Below are 20605 nucleotides of genomic sequence, written 5' to 3' on the forward strand. Positions count from 1 at the left end.
AGGCCGGAAGCTGCACAATCCGGCCTTTTTTTATGTTTCCCTATTTTTATTGTCCCCCGCCCGGGTGGGGCGCGCAGGAATGTAATTCAGTCCATTTTTGTAATATATTGAGGAATCCATGAAACTCAGACCTGTTCTCCCGTTTATTATGCTCATTTTATTCTATTCCCTGGGTAATGCCCAGACAACTCATGAAACATACAAGGTTACCGGCGCAATTGCCGACAGCGCGACCAGCAAGGGACTTGCAGGCGTTAATGTTGTCATCTTGTCGCGCGCGGACAATAAAAACCTGGGCGGCGGCACCACGGACGCAAAGGGAAACTTTTCAGTTGATAACATTAAAAAAAGAAACGTCAGGGTTAAATTTTCGATGATAGGTTACCAGACGAAGACGCTGGATTCAGTGGATCTGGAAGCGACCCCGCGCGTTGGGCTTTTTAAGCTGAGATCAACCGTAATACAGATGCCTGAAATTGTAGTACAGACCGTAAGACCTATGGTTGAATACAAGGTGGACAGGCAGGTTATAAATATGGACCGGGTGCCCGGAAGCAGCGGGTCTGTAACTGATGCCTTGAAGAATTCCGGTACAGTGGAAGTGAACCCTTCAAACAACAATATCACGGTAAGGGGCCAGTCTGTAAAGCTTCAGATGGACGGACGCCCGTTTGAGATGCCCGCGGATATGCTTTCGCAGATGCCGGCTTCAATGATCGAGCAGGTGGAGGTTATTCTTGCACCCGGCGCCAAGGAAAGCGCTGAGGGAGGAGCATACATTCTGAACCTCGTTTCAAAGAAAAATGACATGGATAACTATAACGGTTCGGTTAACGTCAGCTCATCTACAAATAAAATGAATTTCGGCGGGCTTAACATGAACTACAAAGAAGGCAAGCTCAACATTTTCACCTCATTTTTCGGGGGCTTCGGCGAACAGAGCTTTATAAGTGAAACAAACAAGTTTAATTACGACAGCAAAAGCCTCTATCATGAATATGGCAGAAGCGATAACACTATGCCGGGCAACATGGTCAATTTCAAGCTCGGGGCAGACTACGACCTGGATGCCAACAACTCATTTACTTTCTACGGAGCCTACAGCAGAACAAAGTTCGACGGCGACAACAAGAGCGGCAATACGGTCTGGAATCAAAACAATATAGCCCAGTATACCTACAGCAACAACAGCAAATCGGGCAACAAGTGGGCAAACCTTTCATTCTACGGATTCTACAAGAAGAAATTTGCCGACAAGGGGCACGAGATAACCTTTGATGCCATGTATACCGATATGGATATGCCTTCAACATCGGACCTCAGCATAGGCTACAGCTACCGCCCATCTACCCCCTATCAGCAGAAGAGCAGCACGGGCGTTAATGCAAAGACGTTTATTTTTAAGGCAGACTATACCAGGCCCATTGAAACCGCAAAGCTCGAGTCGGGCTACAGCTATACATACAGAACGAGAGATAACGATTACAGCGTTCGGGATTTTTCATATCTCGCAAATGCATGGCAGGACAGCATGAGTCTGAGCAACCTTTTCAGGTACAGAGAGGATATTCATGCAGCATATGCAACTTATTCACAGAAGTTCGGGCGCTTTGACCTTAAAGCTGGAATCAGGGCCGAGAACCTGCATACACAGGGTGACCAGCTGACTTCGGGCGAGGACTTTTCGGGAAATTTCTTCAATCTTTTCCCGAATTTTAACCTTGGTTATAAACTGAACGATATGTTTATGATCACATTTAACACTTTCAGGAGGGTTACTTATCCGCAGGTGTACTACATTAATCCTTTCAAGCAGTACATGGGTCCAAACAGCTACAGGATGGGCAACCCGGGGCTGAAGCCTTTTTTCCTGAACTCATACAGCCTGAGCCTGTCGCAGTTCATAAACGTTTACTATGTATTCTCCAACGGCAATTTCACCCGCTTTACAGGAAATGTTGACGACAGCGTTTCGGTTTACAGCTTTATCAACCTGGGAAAAAGCAAATTGTACGGAGTTGAGCTTACGCTTCCCTACTACAATTCGCCTCAGATGCCGGTACATCTGCCCGACTTTATATCGATGATGAATGTGGTCTGGGGATTTACTTACCGCGAGCAGGAAGGACAGTACCTGAGCGAAAACCTTACTTACGCCGACAGGCGCATGTGGCTGAGGGCAAACCTTGCCCTGAACCTCTGGTACGACGTAAGCATGAGTACATTTTTTATGTACAGTCCCAGGACGAAAAACGCCAGAATGACATCAAACGCCACAAAGAATCTTTCTATTTCATTCAGCAAGTCGTTCCTGGACAACAAGCTGAAGGTAAACTTAAGCTTTTCAGACCTGCTAAGGGCGATGAGGTTTGATAATGAAACATTCGGAAGCAACTTCTATTCTTTTGAGAAATTCACGATCAACAACAGCAGGAGCGTGAGCCTGGGGCTGACCTGGATGTTCAACGATTACAAACCCCACCGCGAGCGCAATATTGATGATGGACGTGACAAGGCCGAAGGAGGAATGTTCTAGTCGTTCTACGTTCAACAGAAAGAAATAAAGTTCGAGGTTATTAAGACAAAAGCCTGAAGTCTTTTTAGATTTCAGGCTTTTTGTTTAAAACATCGGTTGATGACATTTTCGCTTAAGTCCGCCAGAACAGTTTTCTTTTGGTAAAGTATCCTGCTGTCAGGGCAACAAGAAGAGTAAATATAAGGCCCTTCAGAAATCCCAACCATGGATTGATCAGCATATAATTAAGCAATGTACCCAGTGTTGTGAGTGCCAAGACAGGCATTATGAAATTGCTCCCGGCTATGTATGCTATCATGGGGTTTTGGCCGCTGCTGATTAAAAGGCTGAAATATTTTTTCTTTTTCATACAGTCTATGAATACGGATAGCGCAATATAGCAGAAAATGGCAAGTCCCGTAGTAACAAAATAATAACTTAAAGTCGATTTATCTTTTTTTATGCCCCCTTCGAAGGCCTCAAAGAAAAGCCCGAGCAGAAGCCAGTAAACTCCCCAGTTGAAAAGTGACCGGTAAAGCCTGCCGGTTGCATTTTCAGCTTTCCTTAAAAGGAGATAGCCCAGGAAACAAATTACTGCATCTGCAAGGAGAGTAAAAACAAGAGCCCGTGTAAAAAGCCCGTAAAGTGTGATTGTTATACAAATAAATAAAAGTGCAGATGCAAGAGAATACCTGCTTTTTGCCTCACTTGAAAGGGCTGCATTTTTCTCTCCTGAATTCATCCATTTCAGTATCATGTCCCCCGCTATGGTACCTGGGAGCACAATGAAAAGATACTGCAGATAATATAATTTGTAAAGCCAGGAGGCAGGAGTTGCATACCAGAGGAGCAGGTTCCAGCTCCCTTCAACATTCTGCGTAAGCCTGATTGCCAGGTAAAACGCCAGAATCCCCAATCTCAGCAATACATTTTCCCTTGTAAAAAGCCACACAACTGCACCAAAGAATGCTACGTTTGCAAGCACAAGGATTATGATATCGCTCCTGTTTGGAGAAAATCCGCTTCCGTTAGCATATCTCAGTACAGAAAGCAGAACTGCAGCGCCTCCGTACCCGGCCATTCTGATTAAAATTTTATAAGCCGGTTTCATTGCAGAAGGCAGCCTTAGGAGCATTGGGAATAAAAGTATAAAACCCAGGATGCCCGTAAGCCAGGTTAATGCGCCGGGTTCAGACATAAGCGAGTAGGGTTTTATGTGCTGAATGTATATTGCAAAAGCCGCAAGGAGCAGACCCCTTCCCAGCGACTGGAGGGCCAGCTTCCATTCAGGAACTCCCACACTTATTTTTTTGGATAATGCAAGGGGAATTGCGGCGCCCATTGCAAAAAGGAAAAAAGGGAATACCAGATCGACCCAGGTAATTCCGGGAAGATTGGGGTTAAAGATGTGGTCCGGCGGAGGCACCTGTGCATGATACATCCAGGCAGGCAGCGCTGCTATTCCGCTGAAAGGGATGCTTCCGGATAAAATCATGGCAAGAATTGCAAGCCCTCTTAGTGCATCGAGCGCGTCGGCGCGAAGAGGAGCGGTTTTCTCATTTGATTTTATCTCGGGTCCCAATGTCTGCACTTCGGTTAAAGTCACGTTTTCCACAAAAAATCTTCCTTAATTATTGCAACAAAGCAAAATGAAATTGTTATTTGATCAGGGACATTTTACGGCTGTATGTATACTGCCCTGCTTTCAGCCTGTAGACATACATTCCGGAGGGCAGCCTGCTACCATCAAAGCTTACAGAATACCGGCCTGCCGGCTTATATTCCCTTACAAGAGTCAGTACTTCTCTTCCCAGCAGGTCGAACACTTTCAGCTCAACCATAGATTCCTTTGGTATTTGGAATGTAATCATGGTTGTAGGGTTAAAAGGGTTCGGATAATTCTGTAAAAGCTTATATTCTTTCATCTGAGCGGCACTTAAATCCAAACCTGACATCCCAAGCTTCTTTCTAAGAAGAGCTGAAAATTTCTCGGGCGTAACAACTTCAATGTTATTTCCTGTAGTAGGATCAGACTTTAAGATATTTACAAGCTGAAGAAGTCTTCCCACAGAAATATCTGCGTTTTCAGGATCTGTACGGCCAACAAAATCATCCTGCCTCAGTCTCTGGTATCCCGCAAGCATAAAGCAAGGTTTAGTTTTTGTTTTAAGCGCATTCAGTATCCTGGAGGCTGCAGCGCCAAGGCTGCTTACGTCACCGTAAAATGTACCATCATCAGAATGATTAAAAAGCAATCCCCCGAAATTCAAATATGGGGTTTGTGTTGAGAGCTTTGGGTCGAAGACAAATGTAAGGCCGGCATTAATGGCCCTTTCATATTCGCCAAGCCTGTAGAAATCGAAGCTGTTATCCAGCATTTTGCCGCGGTATGAATATGTGTATGCCCCGTTTGCATAATGCTTGTATGCGTAAACGTTATTAACATTAAACTTGTTCATTAGAAAAGCCGCAGAATCCACCGCGGTTTTCCAGACTTCCTGCGGGAACAGGTCCGGATAAGCATATCCCATCGGGGATGTGACGCTGATGAATCCGTCATTTGCCGTGGCTGTTTCAGAATAATAGGAGGCAACAAACGGGCATTCATTCATCAGTTCAAGGTTCCATCCCCATCCAACCGGCACCTTTCCCCTGTCGGAAGAGAGCCAGGCACCCGACTGGAAGCCGAAGTTCCAGTTTCCGGCATCCCCCTCGGTTCCGATAAAGAGAAGGTAATATTTGTCCGAAAGCCTGAGTGTATCCGGATTTACAAGGGAGGCTCTTTTGTATTCCGTTTGGGCTACACGAAAAGAGGAATGCCAGGACATATTGGACAATAAGGTCTCATGAAAGCTCGCGCCGAAGAATGCGAACCACTGTATTACGGGTTCCGGGGTCATCCAGCCGTAGATATGGAATACTGTCTGAGGGTTCTTTGAATGCAAATATGTCAGTATCTGCTCCAGAATCTCAGCCCTTCTGTCGGGCAGAGTTTCAAATTTAGCGCTGTAGGGATCGGTACCCGCCAGGTTAACCTGAAACATTTTTTTCTGGATTGTATAATCCGTTATTTCGCGTATATAAAGTTTTGAAGGATTGCACCTGGGCAGAAGGTTTTTAATACCCCAGGAAACAATGTTAAGATACTTCTGTTCCTCGGAAAGGATAGAACTGTTCCATGGATTAATTGTGTTCTCCAGCCTGCCCGTCACATAAATATCAGGATCATTATCAAATGAGTCCTTTACAAGGACAGTGTCATTAAGCCCGAGGTTAAAGGCCAAAGCCTGGGTCTGTGTAACAGGCAGCCTGTCAGTCAACCCTCCAAGCAGTGCCGCGTACTCCCCCTGCCACTGAAGGTTCTGGTACTGGAAGTTTGAGTAATACCGGTTCGCATCGTAGCTGATTCCCCCTTTAATAAAAGGGCGGAACCGGTCTATCAGTGCAGAAACGGACTTCAGTGTGTCAAAAGTGACATTCCCTCTTGTCCTGTAAATTTCAGCCCAATTTTCATCTGTTCCGGAGTAGTTCCAGGTTTCATAGACATTTAGGAGATAAAGTCTGGAAGAATCGCGGTTAACTATGCCGGCCAGGGTCTTTGCAATCAGTTTTTCCCATGCCTGTGCGCGGCTTCCGTCATAAAGGACTGCCTTATAGGGATATATGTGTGAACTAAAAAGGAAAAGAAATATAAAAATGGCTTTTTTCATCTTTAGAAGTATTGTGCATAAATGGTGAGACCGGTTATTTTGCAAGGAGCATCTTTTTTGTCTGGCTGAAATTTCCGGCAGTAAGGCGGTAAAAATAAACACCGCTGGAAAGACTGCCGGCGTTAAATTCAAGCTGGTGTGTGCCTGCAGGTAAATTTTCAGAAATCAGCGTTGTCACCTCTCTTCCAAGCATGTCAAAGACTTTCAGCGATACGTTGCTGTCTGACGGTATGCTGTAACGTATCGTTGTGGAAGGATTAAACGGGTTCGGATAGTTGTTTTCAAGCCTGTAGTTATCAAGGACGGCTTTCCTTCCGGTCTTTTCTTCATCCTTTACGGAAGTTATAACAACATCCGGGGACAATTTCCTGTTGATCATTATCATTACCGCATCTGCAAGAATATATTTACCGTTTTTAACGCCGCTGTTATCAAGTTTTACGGCCTTATGCAATCCTTTCTTCAGGAATACATCCTTCAGTTTATACCACCCTTTGTTTTGGCCCAGGGACTGATTCACAACAACTTCAGAGGAATCATTTTCGGAATAAACTTTATAAGAGGCCTTATCCGAAAGCATGAGATTCGGTTCCACGTAGGCATAAACGCCGAACCATCCGTCATAAGGAACATTAATGTTATAGTTAAAAGATGCATAATTTGTATCGTTAGAAAGGTAGACGTTCGGTTTATAGCCTATTGCGCTGCTTACTTCTTTTTTCCAGATGCCCTGCCTGAGAGTAAGTGAATCTTCATCCTCATTAACAATTATTGCCTTTGGGCGCCAGACTTTTCCGTTTCTGTAAGGAAGCAATGCGGGACTTGAATAAACAGTAGTCTTAAGTGTATCGCCATTCTTCTTATTCAGGTTTGCAATGCCTTCATAAAAGAAATATGTCTCCCCCATTATTCCCCTGGCACGGTTTTCTTTTACGCAGTTTACAATGTCTCCCGGAGTAATGACATAAGATCCAACCTTTGCAAGAACTCCGGAGAATGAAATATTCTTCTTTTCGGCTGAAATATCCTGCATTGTACGGTTTAGTATCCACTGATATTCCGAAAAGCTTCTTGCAGGAGGATTCGGATAAATCTGCGGAATAAAGTTATCCACTATGCCGTTATTGATCCAAGATGGTGAATCCTGCAGGTGGTCATTGTATCCCCAGTAGTAAGGGCTTGGTGCCGAAGAGAGTATAAGATTGCTGCTCCTGGTTTTCACGGAATCCCTCAGCCTTGAAAGGAACTGTGTCAGCTTGTCTGCGCGCCATTTTTTCCAGCCGCTGTCGTCATAGTTCAATGGAGGGGTAGAACCATTATGTTCTGCCTTATAGATTGAAACTGTCACGGAATCGTATCCCCCTTCAACTGGCAGAGCCGGGAGCCTGTCGTCACCCTGAATTCCATCAAGGTCATAGTTGTCCAGCATTTCAGAACAGAGAGAAATTATAAAATTCTGTACTTCAGGATTAATTCCGGACATCCAGACAAATCCCGTGTTAGGAGAGCTGCCGTCGGTTAAGATATTCCCGTTACTGAATCTGGATGCCCAGTATGGGAATTTGCTTATTATTGCGTCGCTGATTGAACCTGCGGCATAAGAGCTGGCAAAACCGTATTCCATCCATGGTATCACTTCAATACCGTTCCTGTGGGCTTCAATGACGAGTCTTTTTAATGGGTCCCTCCCGCTGCATTTGGGAGAAATGGATCTGTTAAACATCTTTGACATTACCTGGCTCGGATAAAGAGTGTAGCCGTTATTCCACATAACAGGAAACACCACATTTATGCCGATGGAGGCCAGATAATCCATCGCTTTTGCAATTGTTGCATCGTCATAAGTAAGGACGTCGCTGTCCACATTTGTAATCCAGACGCCCCTTAATTCCTCGTGCAGCGCCTGAGCATTGCTGCTATTAAAAGCGGCTGCCGCAAAAAAAGCCATAAACAGAATCAGTATTGTTTTTTTCGCCATAAAACTTCCCGCTGAAATCTCCTTTGAATTGAAAAAAGGAAGGAAGACCTGTCTTCCTTCCTAAATAACGACTTTCCTTCTGAAGAAGAAACTTCAGAATCATTTACTTAAGAAGAACCATTTTATTTGTTTTGACATATTTTTCTGTCTTTAAAGTATAGAAATATATGCCGTTTGACAAGTTCATTGCATTGAATTCAACTGTATGTTTTCCTGCCTGCACAAAGCCGTTGACGAGCAGAGCGACTTCCTGTCCCAGACTGTTTGTAACGAAAATCTTTACGTTCATATCCTGCGGAAGCGAATAGCTGATCCTGGTTGCAGGATTAAAAGGATTGGGATAATTCTGATCCAGTTTGAAATCTGCCGGAGCGACACTGGCTTTCTTCACGTCAGAAGTCCCGTTGTTGAACTGGAAGACGCATCTCTGCCATGCATCAATTACATAAGCGGTATTGTCATCAGAGGTAAATGCCACGTCGGCAGGTCCCGTCATCGGAGCACCGTTTGGGTCGGGCTGAGCCTTACTGCCTGAGGAAGGGAGCTCATCTACCTGAGTGGCATTGGCAGAAACTATGCCTGTTTCCACCTGAAAACCTTTTACCCATCTCCTGGTAGAATCTATACCTGCAACCCAGAGTGTTCCCTTATTGTCGCAGGTGATGCCATAAGGAATTGAGCTGTTGAAACTCAAGTAGTTGTCGAGATCAACGACCCTTAAGGCAGTATAGTTCTGGTGGTTGGAGCTGACGGCTGCCTTATCGTACTGTGTTCCGCCCGTCCAGGAAGCAATTCCGCCATTCAGCTCACCAACAGCCTGTGAATTCCTTGAGGTATAGAAAGGTGTTTTGGGATCGAAGTAGTCACCATTTGGAATAACGGCACAGTCCCTGATTACGTCGAAACCTGCTGTTGAGGGGCCGCCAGGCTCTGCATTCTGATTATCGGGAGAAATATAGGCAGCAAAGCCAGCCAGCTTGGATTTTGTAGAAAAGTTGAATGCGCGAATGCCTTTTGTATAATCTGTGCCGGCAAAAACAATTGAATCTTTAGTTGCCGCAGCGCCCAGAACGAAAGTGCCCCATCCGGAAAGGTACGGGCTATAGCCATAGCGGGTTCCCTTGGATGTATCGCCGTCCAGGTAGTAGTAAGAACACGACTGTCCTCCCGGAGAGACAAAGTTATTTATCTTTCCTGAGACCAGGATATTATTTTTTATATGCGTAATTCCTACCAGCATTTTAATATTTACCGTATCGCCTATTGCGGTATAATCGATCATCCTGGTCATAACTGTGTCTTTAGAATCCTTCAGGAAATAGATTGCATCGTGTGCATTCAGGTTGGTAGACCTAGAAGAGATCACATAAAGCCTGCCATTGTCATCAACCGTGCACAAGAAAGGCTGAACAATAGAGCTGTCAGCCGCGGGGAAAGAAATTCTTTTTGTATATTTCCACTGTGCGGAAGTATTATTTGCATAAAGCCCGAGCAATAGAACTGCAAAAAGAACGGTACGCATTTTTTTCATTTTTACTCCATTTATATTTGGTTATTTACTTGCCACTCTTGAACCGGACAAAGGTGAGGCATGAACTCAGTTCCCGGCCCTCTCAGGGTTCCTGTAATACTTTCTGAATAAGTCAGGGTACTTCTTCAATCCTTCAAAAAAGAAAAACACCTCACCTTCGACTCCCCTTTTCCTGTTTTCTGTAATTACCGATTTAAGGTAGTCTTCAGTTGCATAATAGCTGCCAAGTTTCAGAAGCACTCCCGGATAGAATTTCACAAGGTCCTTTTTGCTTATCTGAGATTTTACCACCTCATCGAGCGCCCTGACGTACTCACCGATTTCAAAGCGGTAGAGCTGCGGGCATACCATATCGACCATTCCCTGCCTGAGCCATTCGGGCCAATCCTGCAGGTATTCTTCTTTTGACCAGGGGAATATGCTTGGCGACATGGAAACGATCACGCTTTGTTTAATGTCCTTCACGCTTCTGTAAATTCTTTGCATAAATTCATTGAGCTTGCCGGCGCGCCAGTCTATCCACTGAGGGTTTCTGAAATCCTTCGGGGGAAGTGCTCCCTGGTGTTCCTGCCTGTAGAGTTGGACAGTATAGTTATCGTAACCCGCTTCGACCGGCATGGCGGGCAGCCTGTCATCTCCCTGTATGCCGTCAATGTCATAGTTCTTTACGACTTCACGGATAATGGAAAGAAGGAAATCCTGCACTTCAGGGTTAATGCCGTTCATCCATTCAAAGCCGTTTTTCTCAACGAGCTCACCCTTATTATTTAAGGCTTTCCACTCCGGCTTAAGTTTAAGAATTCTTCCGCCGTCAAGTTTATAAGAGCTTGAAAGTCCGAATTCGAACCAGGCAATAACAGAGATATTTTTCTTATGCGCCTCTTCTATTAGCTCTCTAAGTGGATCTCTCCCTGCCAGAGATGGGTCAATTTCTTCGCCAAACATTTCTTTCATCACATTGCTGGGATAAAGAGTCATTGCCTTATTCCAGACCACAACAAAAATGGTATTTATTCCTATGCTGTCGCATAAATCGATAGCTTCTGCGATGTTTGCCCTTGAATGCAGGACATCGCTGTCGACATTTGTAAGCCAGGCTCCTTTCACCGCAGGATAATCCGCCTGTGCAGCGGCCGTTATAGGAAGAAGAAATATCAAGGCAGCAAGAGCCGGAAGCAATAAATTTTTGATTGTCATAATTTTATTCTAATCCCCGCTTTCAGGTCAAACATCTGAAATGTGCTTATGTTTTCCATACCGAGTTCCAGTGAAGGATACAGTTCACCGACAATATTCTTGTAGGCTGCGCTAAATGATATAGCAACGGGATAAAAGGGAGTTATTATCACTTCCAGTCCCGCGTTAAAGCCTCCGCTCCAGTCAGACTGGCTGACAGCCAGGGCGTTTTTCACTGAGTAATAGACGGTTTTTGTACCGCCGGTGCCAGATGGCACGCCGGCTGAAAGCGAATCAAGGCCTTCCCTGTGGAATATCCATCTGTAGAACCCAAAGCCTGCATCGACGTTTGTCTCAAGAAGTCCCGTCCGGAAAAGGTTATATTTTGTATCAAGGCCAAGGCCTGCTATTTCAAGCCTGATCTTAAGCTGTTTCATTGGAAAAGTTACTTCCCGGTCGGCTCCATCAATTGTAACCGTGCGCTTAAGGCTGAGCCTGTCGGGATTAATTTTGTCGAACTTCAGGTATTCTGCCTTGCCAAGCCACGTCCATTTATTACTTGTCTGAAGCCCCATGTAAAAAGCTCCGCCATTAGTGGGCTTGAATCTCTCACTGAGTGTGCCAACAGGTTTATAGTAAGCCCCCTCAGCTCCCAAAATCAGGTGCCGGTCCTGCGCAAAAGTTGGCTTCAGTAAAAAGCATAAGGCCAGCACTAAAGGAAGGATCAAATTTGATGTTTTCATTTCTTTATAAAAAAATTATTAAATCAGTATTTAAGGGTAACGCCAAGCTTTGCCGATAAGACGTCTTTCATGGGAAAGTTATCGTATCCGTATTTGCCTTTTGTCCGGAAAACATAGGCGTATTTTGCGCCCAGGCTGAGACTAAGGAGATCATTAACGGAGTAGACGGCGTCGAGCCCTGCCATTGCAGCATACGGATTACCGGATACATTTTCGGACATATTGCGGTATGAATATCCATAGACATAATTATCCATCCCGGCAAATACCTTTTTCCAGGATTCTTCAACATAGAGCCTCTTTGAATAGAATAACACGCCGGCGCCAACAAAAGGCCTGACTGAAAGGTTATCGGAGATCACATATTCATAGCTGCCGGTAATGAATACCGGGAAGAGATCCATTTTCTGAACCGGGTTAAATCCGGCGCTGTAGCTTGAATCTTTAAGGACAGACTGAACCCACTGTGTCGATTTTGAAAAGTTCGGGTCATTTATGTCTCCGAAGTACCTTTTCCAGTACTTCCAGTTCCATTCGGCAAACATGGCGTACATATTCTGCTCTACTGAAAATACGCTATAGCCACCGGTAAGAGAGATGCAGAATTTTCCATAGGCATTAAAGCGGACTTCAATGTCACCCCCGAATCCGTTTATGCTTTTAATCTGCAGGTCATTTCTTTTTGACAGCGTGTTTGAAAGACCTGCCGAAAAGCTGACCGAGTTGACCTGTCCCATAACAGCGGAACTGAAAAATAATGCTGCAGTTACAAGGAAAAGAAGTTTTGTTTTCATAGCATACCAAGTTGAAAAGTTAATCTAATTACATTGCCCAGCCTGCCGTAATCGGAAGCCGAGAAGTCCAGATCCACCGGATAATCCATCGGCAGAGCCAGTCCGAATCCATAGCTGAATTTTTCCTCGTCATAAAAGAATTTATAGCCGGCCCTGAGTGTAAGAATATTCATCAGTTTTATTTCAGTACCAACGTTTACCCTCTCGTCGGCATCGGTCGGGTGCACAGCCTCGGCAATGAGGGTCACTTTGTTTTTATCCGACTGGTAGACCTCGGCAGCAGCGCCGATCCTGAACATGGCAGGCATCTTGAAATCGCTGTTCTTGAATTTTGAATTTGTTCCGAAGTTTGTTATGGATGCACCAAGCCTCAGAGAGGACAGTCCGGTAAGGTAAAGGAAGCCGCCATCCATCAGGACGTTTGATGAGGAATAAACATCGATCTTTTCATTGACATATTTTGCCGTTACGCCGAAAGAGAATTTGTCCGTAAGCTGTTTTGCGTATGTAAGTCCCAGTGCCATTGATTTTGCGCTAAAGAATCCCGTTTGTTCAAATACCCTCTGGCCTGAGAGCCTGACCGTGCGGGGCATGGAGCCATAGTCGAGCGCAACGGCGCTGAATCCGAAGGCGCCCATTGCCGAAGAGAATGCATAGCTGGTTGCGTAGTGCTTTATATCTGCAAACCACGGGGAATAGCTAAGTGAAAGTGAATGGCTCTGCTGCTGGAAGCCCAGGGCTCCAGGGTTTGAAAATACTGCAGATGAGTTCATATCTGAAAGGCTTATGGATGACTCACCTAGTGCGGCATTTCTGGCCGTAACAGGAATCTCCAGAAATGTATAGCCTGCAGTTCCGGTCTTCTTAAAGTCCTGCGGGAACATCTGAGCAGACAGTAAGAGCAAAAGTAATATTGTTAATTTTTTCATCATGAGTTTCAATGAATATTCAGACTTTTAATTAAATTGTTTCTCTATCTGACAATTGCCAGTTTGCCGGTTTTACTACCCAGCGAAGATTCAATATGGTAAACATAGATACCGCTTGTAACAAACTGTCCGTAATCAGTAGCCTGGTTCCACGATGCAATTGCACCCTGGCCCTCATCCACTTTGATAGTTTTTATGAGGTCTCCCCTGACGGAATAAATTCTTATAGTGCACGGGTTAGGAATATTTACAAACTGTATCAGGTCTGCATCTCCGGGCTGAGAAGAGCCTTCTCCGATCACGAAAGGATTCGGAACAACGAGCACATTGTCCAGGGTCTTTGGTGGTGCAAGTGTAGCCACAAAGGGGTACAGTGACCTGTTTGCATAAATGGAAGATTCAAGAGGCGGGACCTGGCTTGAGTGTGTGCCGGGATAAATTGCCGCCGGATTGATATTCCATGAAGTTCTGCCGCTGTCGAATGCAGTCAGCGCATAATAGTATCTGGTTCCAATTTCAACGGTTGAGTCGACAAAAGTATAATTGCCTGCTGAATAATATCCATCCTTACGCCTTGAGATTTCGGCAATTTTTTTCCAGGGACCAATAGGAAGGTATTCCGAGCGGTAGAGGCGGTAGCCCTGAAGATCCAGTACTCCGTCATCCGGGTCAGGCAAGTTTTCACATGAATCCGTCCATGTAATCTCGTTAGCCACAAAATTATCTTTTCCCTTAAAGAAGTTAACCTTAAAGGATGGGGCCATTGGCGGATTCGGGTGCCTGAGGCCGTTATTGTAAGTAAACTGTGCTTTATCTGCAGTGGGTTCAAAGTTATCAATGCGGCCCTTTGCAAGCATGGTTATTGCATCGCTTTTATACATATCCGGGCCGGTGCACTTGCTGTAGTCAATCCCGTCAACCATTTCAGCAATTGCAATTACGATCGAGTCTCCGGGGGCAATATCCCAGGGACCGAGAGACATCATAGTCCATAGCCTTCTGCTTCCCATCAAGGGATCGAAGCTTGAAGTAACTGAGCTGAATGCGTTTGCAGGGTCTTTGAGCACGGAGTAGTAGTCTTCCAGGACCCCGCTTTTCCCCGTAAGCGGTCCCCCAAGGTCAATACTGTTATCAACTGCCGACCAGGCAATTTTATTTATTTTAGTCGGCAAATGGTTAATGCTGTTAGGGGTACAGTAAAGCAGTTTTATGCCGGCAAAACCAGGTGCAAGCCATTCACCAGATGGTTCAATTTCGCCGGTTGCAGGATTTTTCAGTTTCTGTCCCCTTGTAGCGGCAAAGGCATAGCTCATTGCTCTCGGATTATCCTTTGAATACGGATCCTCCTTGTAGTCGCCTGCCCAGCCATAGACCATATTCCGTGAGTTATCGGTCCTGAATTTTGTGTTTCTTGCTCCGGAAGAAAGGTCAGGATAGAAGATTCTCCAGGACTTCGAATTACAGTTAATAGCATAATTAAACATCGCATAGAAGCCGTGGAGGGTATCAACGATCTTTCTTTCTTCCTTATACTCTTTGAGCTCATTTGAAATATTCTTTATTACGTATTCATATATGATATAATTCTCATCGCTCATCGAGCCGTTCCACTGGTGTGCAGTTCTTCTTACTCTTAAAGGGAGCTGCCTTTGGGGTTCATACTGGCTTGGGAAATTGGGGTTATACTGCCATATGGTTTCAATGGTCTCTTCCCCGCCCGATTTTCTTTTCTGCATACCCCAGTTATCGGAGTACTTCTTGTGTTTACTGACCCTGTACTTTGAAGTAATTTCGTTTGATATGCTGGATGAATAAATGGACCAGTCCTCGCAGGCAAGGACACTATCCTTATTGTTTTTACAGCCTATATAAAGCCCGCCGGTTGCCATGTATGAAGCCGTGCCGTCAATGTCTTCCTTGATTTTGGAAGCATCGAAGCCTGGCCAGTCCCAGCTTATGCCGGTCTGCGCCCAGTTATTGAAGGAGCCCGGGCCCGATTTTCCGAAGAATAGGCTGTGCCAGAGTTTTCCCCGTGTAAATGTCAAAAGAGGGGCATCAATATCCCCCTGCCCGTATACGTTAACGGCCGAGGAGAGAAGGGTTACAAAGAGAAATAATTTAACTGATAAAGAGTTTTTTTTCATAACTGTTTTTTTTATGATGATAAACTTAAATTCCTACGCCGAGTGTAAAGAAGATCTGCCTTGGCACATTTCTGTAAGCGCGGTAAGGGCTAAACAGATAGGTGCTTTCCCTGGGATAATCGGGGTTGTCGGCCGTTACGCCATAGAGGATCCATGCATTCCTGTCACTTTCATTATCAGGAGGAGTAAGCCACCTGTTATTAAGGAGGTTCATAATACGCAGGCCGAGTATCAGTTTTGTGGAACCCCAAAGTATAGTCTTGTTGAAATTAAAATCGAAGTTAGATTCAAGGGGATACCTTCTGTTATTGTAGACATCCTTCAGATCGCTGCTTGTCCTGTATGTAAACGGGAGCCCCGACTGTGCAGTATATGTCAGGCTGTATGTGGTATTTTCAAAAGGATAGACGTTAAGAATTCTAAATCCCTCACCTTCCCTAAAGAAATACTGGAACAGGCCGCGGAAACTGTGTGTACGGTCCCAGGAAGCGAGCATTTCCATAGAAGTAATTCTTGTCTCTGAGCCTGCTGCATTTTCAGGATATAGTATCGGGGAGCCATAGGTACCGCTTGTCGTCTGTGAAAGGCTGTAGCTGAGCCTGTAGCTGAAGTTAGAGGTTGTGACACTTTCAAGAGTTATATCTATACCGATTGTTGAACCGAACTGGTTATTGGTAGAAGAATTATAGTAGAACAGCTGCAAATTATCGTCTGTAAAGCCGATGGAATTTCTGGCATTACCAGTAAAGCTTGCAACTTCCTGAGTGCCGATCTGCTTAACCCTGTCGTTGTAATAGATTGCAACGTCAAGCCTGTTGTCTTCGTCGATCAGCTGCTGGAGCCCGAACTCGTAGTTGATTGTTTTCTTGGGTTCGAGATTTGGGTTTCCCCTGGTGTTCCAGCCGTAGAATGTTGAAGTACCGAGAGCCTGTGAAAAAACAGGCATTGATGCAAAGTGCCCATACTGAAGGCGGAAGGCTGTATTCTCGCCTACAGGGAAAGACAGGCCGAGCCTGGGAAGAAACATGTACTTTGTTTTTGAGCGTTCTGTTTCGATGCTGCCCAGACTTCCAGGGCCCTGAGTTCCCTGATAAAAGACGTTAAAGACGTCTTTAGGCACGGCGGTCTGGAAATTGTACATTTCTGCTCTTAGGCCGAAGTTTGCCACCATCCCCTCATATTCCATCTTGTCCTGAAAGTAAAGGGCAGCATTGACAGGAAAAGCGGTGTAGTGTTCGGCTACGCCCTGCTGGGTAAGGAAAGCATTGGCCTTAAAATTATACGTCACGCCAGTATTGGCAAGGTCCCAGTAGTTAAATCTCACACCAGCCTTAAGGTAGTTGCTTTTAGTAAGCTGGTTTGAATAGTCGGAGCTAAAGCTGACCTGCTCGGACCTGTTATCCTGGAAAAAGTCGGTAGCAATATTTTCATAGTACGTAAATCTCGAATCCCACCAAGGGCCCCTTGTAAGAAGCAAACCCGTAGTATCATTAGAGCCGTCAAGCCTGTCTTTTTCATCATTCCAGGTATAAAGGTATTTATATGGCAGTTCATACTTTTCGTACTGGTGAGTAACCTGAGTTTCGACAAATGAGTTATTATCCAGAGTATAAACCCAGTTAAAGCTCTGCGAGGTTGTAAGTTCAGTTCTTACAGGATCGCGTGAAGCGAAGTATTTATAGGACGGTGATATGCCGGCCCATCTGATGTCATCGGAACCTGAGAACAGTCCCCCGACGTATTTCTGGAAGCCGGAGGTAAACTTAAACTTATGATTTTTAATTATCTGTGAAGTAAGTGTAAGAATATAATTTTGTGCCACCTGGTCTTTTTCCGTTGAAGGAATTCTTGTAGGGTTGCTCTTATATTCCCCCGAGAAGAAGAATTTCAGGAGGTCGGGATTTTTGCCCAATGGGCCGCCGAAGCCCAGCATATATCTTTTATATGAATGAGTCCTGTAGTCATAGACGCCAAGCGGATTTGCCTCATCGGGAGTATGGAGTTTAGTCCAGAGGTCATAGGCCCACTCGATTTCCCTGTTTGCAAGTGAATCCCACCTGGCAAGTTCACTCTGTGAAGCGTTTTTTGAAGTAAACACCTTATTATAAAGTTCGGAATATCTTGAATTCATTCCCAGGAATGTAAAGATATTGGAAGTTGGAGAAATCTTTGCGTTTTCCTTTTCGACATTCATCCAGTAGTTGAGGTTACCCCAGGTCTGCCATTCAGGGCTGCTTTTATCGTAAATATAATCGCCCCAGTGGTATTGCCCGGCGGGTCTGTATTCAACCCTGAATTCGCCGGAGAACTTCGGGGCGCCTTCCTTCATTACTACCTTAACTATGCCTGCCTGGGCGTTGCCGTATTCAGCCGAGAATCCTCCCGAGATAAGCTGCATCTGCTGGACGCCGATAGGGTTAACGTCATATTTCCAGGAGTTGTTAGCCTTGGTACCGCCTCCCCAGCCTGGGACAGAAGTATTAGAATTCCCCTGTTCGACGCCATTAACCTGGAAGCTGACTTCATTAGTGCCAGAGCCTCTTACCTGGTAGTCGCCCTGAGCATTTTTCTGGAAGCTGGCCGAAAGGTCAATTATTCCCCTTAAGCCCTCAACAGGAGAAGCCTTGATCTGCTCGTCGTCCATGGTAGCTGAAGTTGATGTCTGGTCCTTAATGATCTTTGGTCTTTCAGCCAGAATTGTTACAGTCTGTGTCTGAATGGAAGCATCCTTGAGGCGGAAAGTAACTTCAGTAGTGCGGTCGATAAAGACTTCCACACCCGTTTGGGTTATTGTTCCATATCCTATCATACTGGCAGTAACAGAATACTTTGCCGGGTTTAAGTTAATGACATTAAACCTTCCCTCCACGTCTGAAGTGGCACCCATTTTTGTATCCACGATACGGATATTAACGCCCACGAGGGGTTCATTTGTCCTGTCGTCTACTATCCTGCCTGAAATCTTGCCCTTGCCTCCCTGTGCAAATAACACCTGAGAGGTAATTAGCAGCAGGTAAAATGCTCTTTTTATTTTTTGGAATGAGAACACGCTATTCCCCGTCACTGATTAGTTAATATTTTATTTTAAGCGTTGCCTTATGGTTCAGCTGCTAAGAATCAAGCCGTTTCAGCAGGAATCTCTTCTGCTGTCTGCGGGGCATCTTCTTTTTCTTCATAAGATAATCCCTTAAACCAGCTGAAATACAATGCAACAGTAAGAGCCGAAAACAACGCAAGCAGAAGCAGGAAGTTTTCCCAGTTTTTCATAATCAGCATCATGCCGGCCATAAAGAATGAAATCTGCCATGGTACAGCAATGAAAGTTGAGATAATGTCTCTTCTGTTTTCACGTTTAATTTCTTTTAGTTTACCGGCCGTTTTTTTTGCTGACACCGGCTTCCAGAAGCCGAAAGGGCGCGTCACGCTATAGAATTCTTCAAGCACTTTCATGTCTGTAGGCTTTGTAAGTAATGCTCCCATTATGCAGCCGGCGAAAGATGCCCCGGCAGGAATAATAAAGCTTAAATACTCAGCCACCCCAGGCATATACAGTTTTACAAAGACCGCAGTAATCATACCGCAGAAGGTGCCGGCAGCAAACCCATATCCGTTAAACCGCCACCAGAACCATCTGAAGACCAGTGGGACTGCAAGCCCCGATCCCAGGCCAAGGCTCAGCCAGCCCCATATTTCATTAATGCTTGAGATATTGTAGCTGAAGGCGACTCCTGCAGCGACTATTAAAACCGAGGCCAGTCTGCTCTGTAAGACGAGTTCTTTTTCAGAAGCTTTGGGCTTCAGATAGCCCTGGAAAATATCCTTCACCCAGTAAGCCGCGCCGGCATTGATAATTGCAGTAAAGGTTGACATTGCAGCGGCAAGGAACCCGGTAATTATAAGTCCCTTAATGCCTGCGGGAACGTAATTCTTTATTACCACGGGGACAACAAGTTCGGGATCGGCAATGATGTGGCCGGTTATACCGTGATATATGCCCAGCATTGCAAATGCCGCAACCAGAGGCCACCTGAAAGCAAGGAGAAATATCCAGAAAAGTGAAAGGAGTCCTGCTTCCCTGTCGTTTTTGGCGGCAAAGTATCTTTGTGTTATATAGCCGCCCGAGCCTCCGCTGCCTTCAAGAGCAGTCTTGATAATGTATAATAGGATGGTTATGCCCAGGAGGTTGAAAATGGAGTAATCGCCCGAAAGATTCATTTTGAACGGCGGCATTAAGCTGCTCCATTCTTTGAATGTAGTTCTGACCTGCTGAAACTCTCCTTTTCCCATCGGGATGGATACTGAAAATTCGGCTGGAAGTGTTACTGTCCTAAAGGCAATAAAACATATTGCAATTACAGCCCCGAGAATCAGGAATCCCTGGAAAACATCCGTCCACACCACACCATAAAGCCCGCTTGTAACGGTATAAACAGTAGTAATAACGATAAGAATTATTGTACCTGTACTTTCATCCAATCCGAAGAATTCGCCGAAGAATTTTCCGCCTCCTACAGCAAAGTAACTGATTGCACCGATTGCAAAAACAATGTTTGCCGAAGCGCTGAGAATTCTTGCTAAGTCCCCTTCTTTCCCCTTTCCGAATCTGAACTGCATCCATTCTGCAACGGTCATCACTTTTGCCCTGCGGTTCCATTTCCCCATAAATACCATAAAGAAAGCCATGATGAGAACGATGCCGCCCCTGAATTCTATAAAGAACCCCTTGCTTCCCAGGGCGTACAGGAGCCCCACTATGATCATCGTACCTGAGAGGTCGACATTACTGGCCATTCCGGAAGCACCCAGGGCCCACCAGGGAAGATTCCTGTCGCCCAGGAAGTACGAGTCAATCCCGCGGGAAGCTTTTCTTTCAAAATAAAAGCCAAGCAGAATCACGCCCACCATATAAAGTGCAACGATGGAATAGTCAATAAATTGCATAGATACTTGCTTATAAATATTAATAATTTAAACCATGCCTGAATCAAGCCATGGCGCCAGTTAGAGCATGCCTCGTTTTTCCGGTTCAAATTTTAGAGAAAAAGGCAACCTTAAACAACTACATCAAATGGTAAGATTAAGCTG

The 20605-nt window shown here is 45.1% G+C and carries 12 protein-coding genes; 1 reads left to right on the top strand and 11 read right to left on the bottom strand.

The features are described 5' to 3' along the window. Positions 1–118 precede the first annotated feature (118 nt). The gene (locus HF312_00420) at positions 119–2536 is read left to right on the top strand and encodes a TonB-dependent receptor (GenBank protein ID MCU7518646.1); all 2418 of its coding nucleotides are present in this window, start codon (positions 119–121) and stop codon (positions 2534–2536) included. Positions 2537–2648: 112 nt separating this feature from the next. Here HF312_00420 and HF312_00425 read toward each other — a convergent pair whose 3' ends face one another. The 11 genes from HF312_00425 to HF312_00475 all read right to left on the bottom strand — a co-directional run bounded on the left by HF312_00425 (position 2649) and on the right by HF312_00475 (position 20461). After that, positions 2649–4130: a DUF5009 domain-containing protein gene (locus tag HF312_00425; GenBank protein MCU7518647.1), complete on the bottom strand. Its 1482-nt coding sequence runs from the start codon at positions 4128–4130 to the stop codon at positions 2649–2651. 43 nt (positions 4131–4173) lie between these two features. Then, positions 4174–6225, bottom strand: coding sequence for a T9SS type A sorting domain-containing protein (locus tag HF312_00430; GenBank protein ID MCU7518648.1), 2052 nt, complete (start codon positions 6223–6225; stop codon positions 4174–4176). A gap of 34 nt (positions 6226–6259) precedes the next feature. Further along, positions 6260–8173, bottom strand: coding sequence for a family 10 glycosylhydrolase (locus HF312_00435; GenBank protein ID MCU7518649.1), 1914 nt, complete (start codon positions 8171–8173; stop codon positions 6260–6262). A gap of 133 nt (positions 8174–8306) precedes the next feature. Further along, complete coding sequence (locus HF312_00440; protein MCU7518650.1) at positions 8307–9734, bottom strand: T9SS type A sorting domain-containing protein; 1428 nt, start codon at positions 9732–9734, stop codon at positions 8307–8309. 66 nt (positions 9735–9800) lie between these two features. After that, complete coding sequence (locus HF312_00445; GenBank protein ID MCU7518651.1) at positions 9801–10931, bottom strand: family 10 glycosylhydrolase; 1131 nt, start codon at positions 10929–10931, stop codon at positions 9801–9803. Continuing rightward, positions 10928–11653 carry a hypothetical protein gene (locus HF312_00450; GenBank protein ID MCU7518652.1) on the bottom strand — a complete coding sequence of 242 codons (726 nt, stop codon included), beginning with the start codon at positions 11651–11653 and terminating at the stop codon, positions 10928–10930. The genes HF312_00445 and HF312_00450 overlap by 4 nt, the downstream gene beginning before the upstream one ends. 23 nt (positions 11654–11676) lie before the next feature. After that, entirely contained in the window at positions 11677–12447 is a 771-nt protein-coding gene (locus tag HF312_00455; protein MCU7518653.1) for a hypothetical protein, read from the bottom strand. Further along, positions 12444–13376 carry a PorV/PorQ family protein gene (locus HF312_00460; protein ID MCU7518654.1) on the bottom strand — a complete coding sequence of 311 codons (933 nt, stop codon included), beginning with the start codon at positions 13374–13376 and terminating at the stop codon, positions 12444–12446. The genes HF312_00455 and HF312_00460 overlap by 4 nt, the downstream gene beginning before the upstream one ends. A gap of 44 nt (positions 13377–13420) precedes the next feature. Beyond that, a complete protein-coding gene (locus tag HF312_00465; protein ID MCU7518655.1) occupies positions 13421–15520 on the bottom strand; it encodes a hypothetical protein in 2100 nt (699 codons plus the stop codon). A gap of 25 nt (positions 15521–15545) precedes the next feature. After that, positions 15546–18569, bottom strand: coding sequence for a TonB-dependent receptor (locus HF312_00470; protein MCU7518656.1), 3024 nt, complete (start codon positions 18567–18569; stop codon positions 15546–15548). A gap of 68 nt (positions 18570–18637) precedes the next feature. Further along, positions 18638–20461, bottom strand: coding sequence for a sodium:solute symporter (locus HF312_00475; protein MCU7518657.1), 1824 nt, complete (start codon positions 20459–20461; stop codon positions 18638–18640). Between the last annotated feature and the right edge of the window lie 144 nt (positions 20462–20605).

The organism is Ignavibacteria bacterium (assembly GCA_025612375.1).
Taxonomy (GTDB): Bacteria; Bacteroidota; Ignavibacteria; order Ignavibacteriales; family SURF-24; genus JAAXKN01.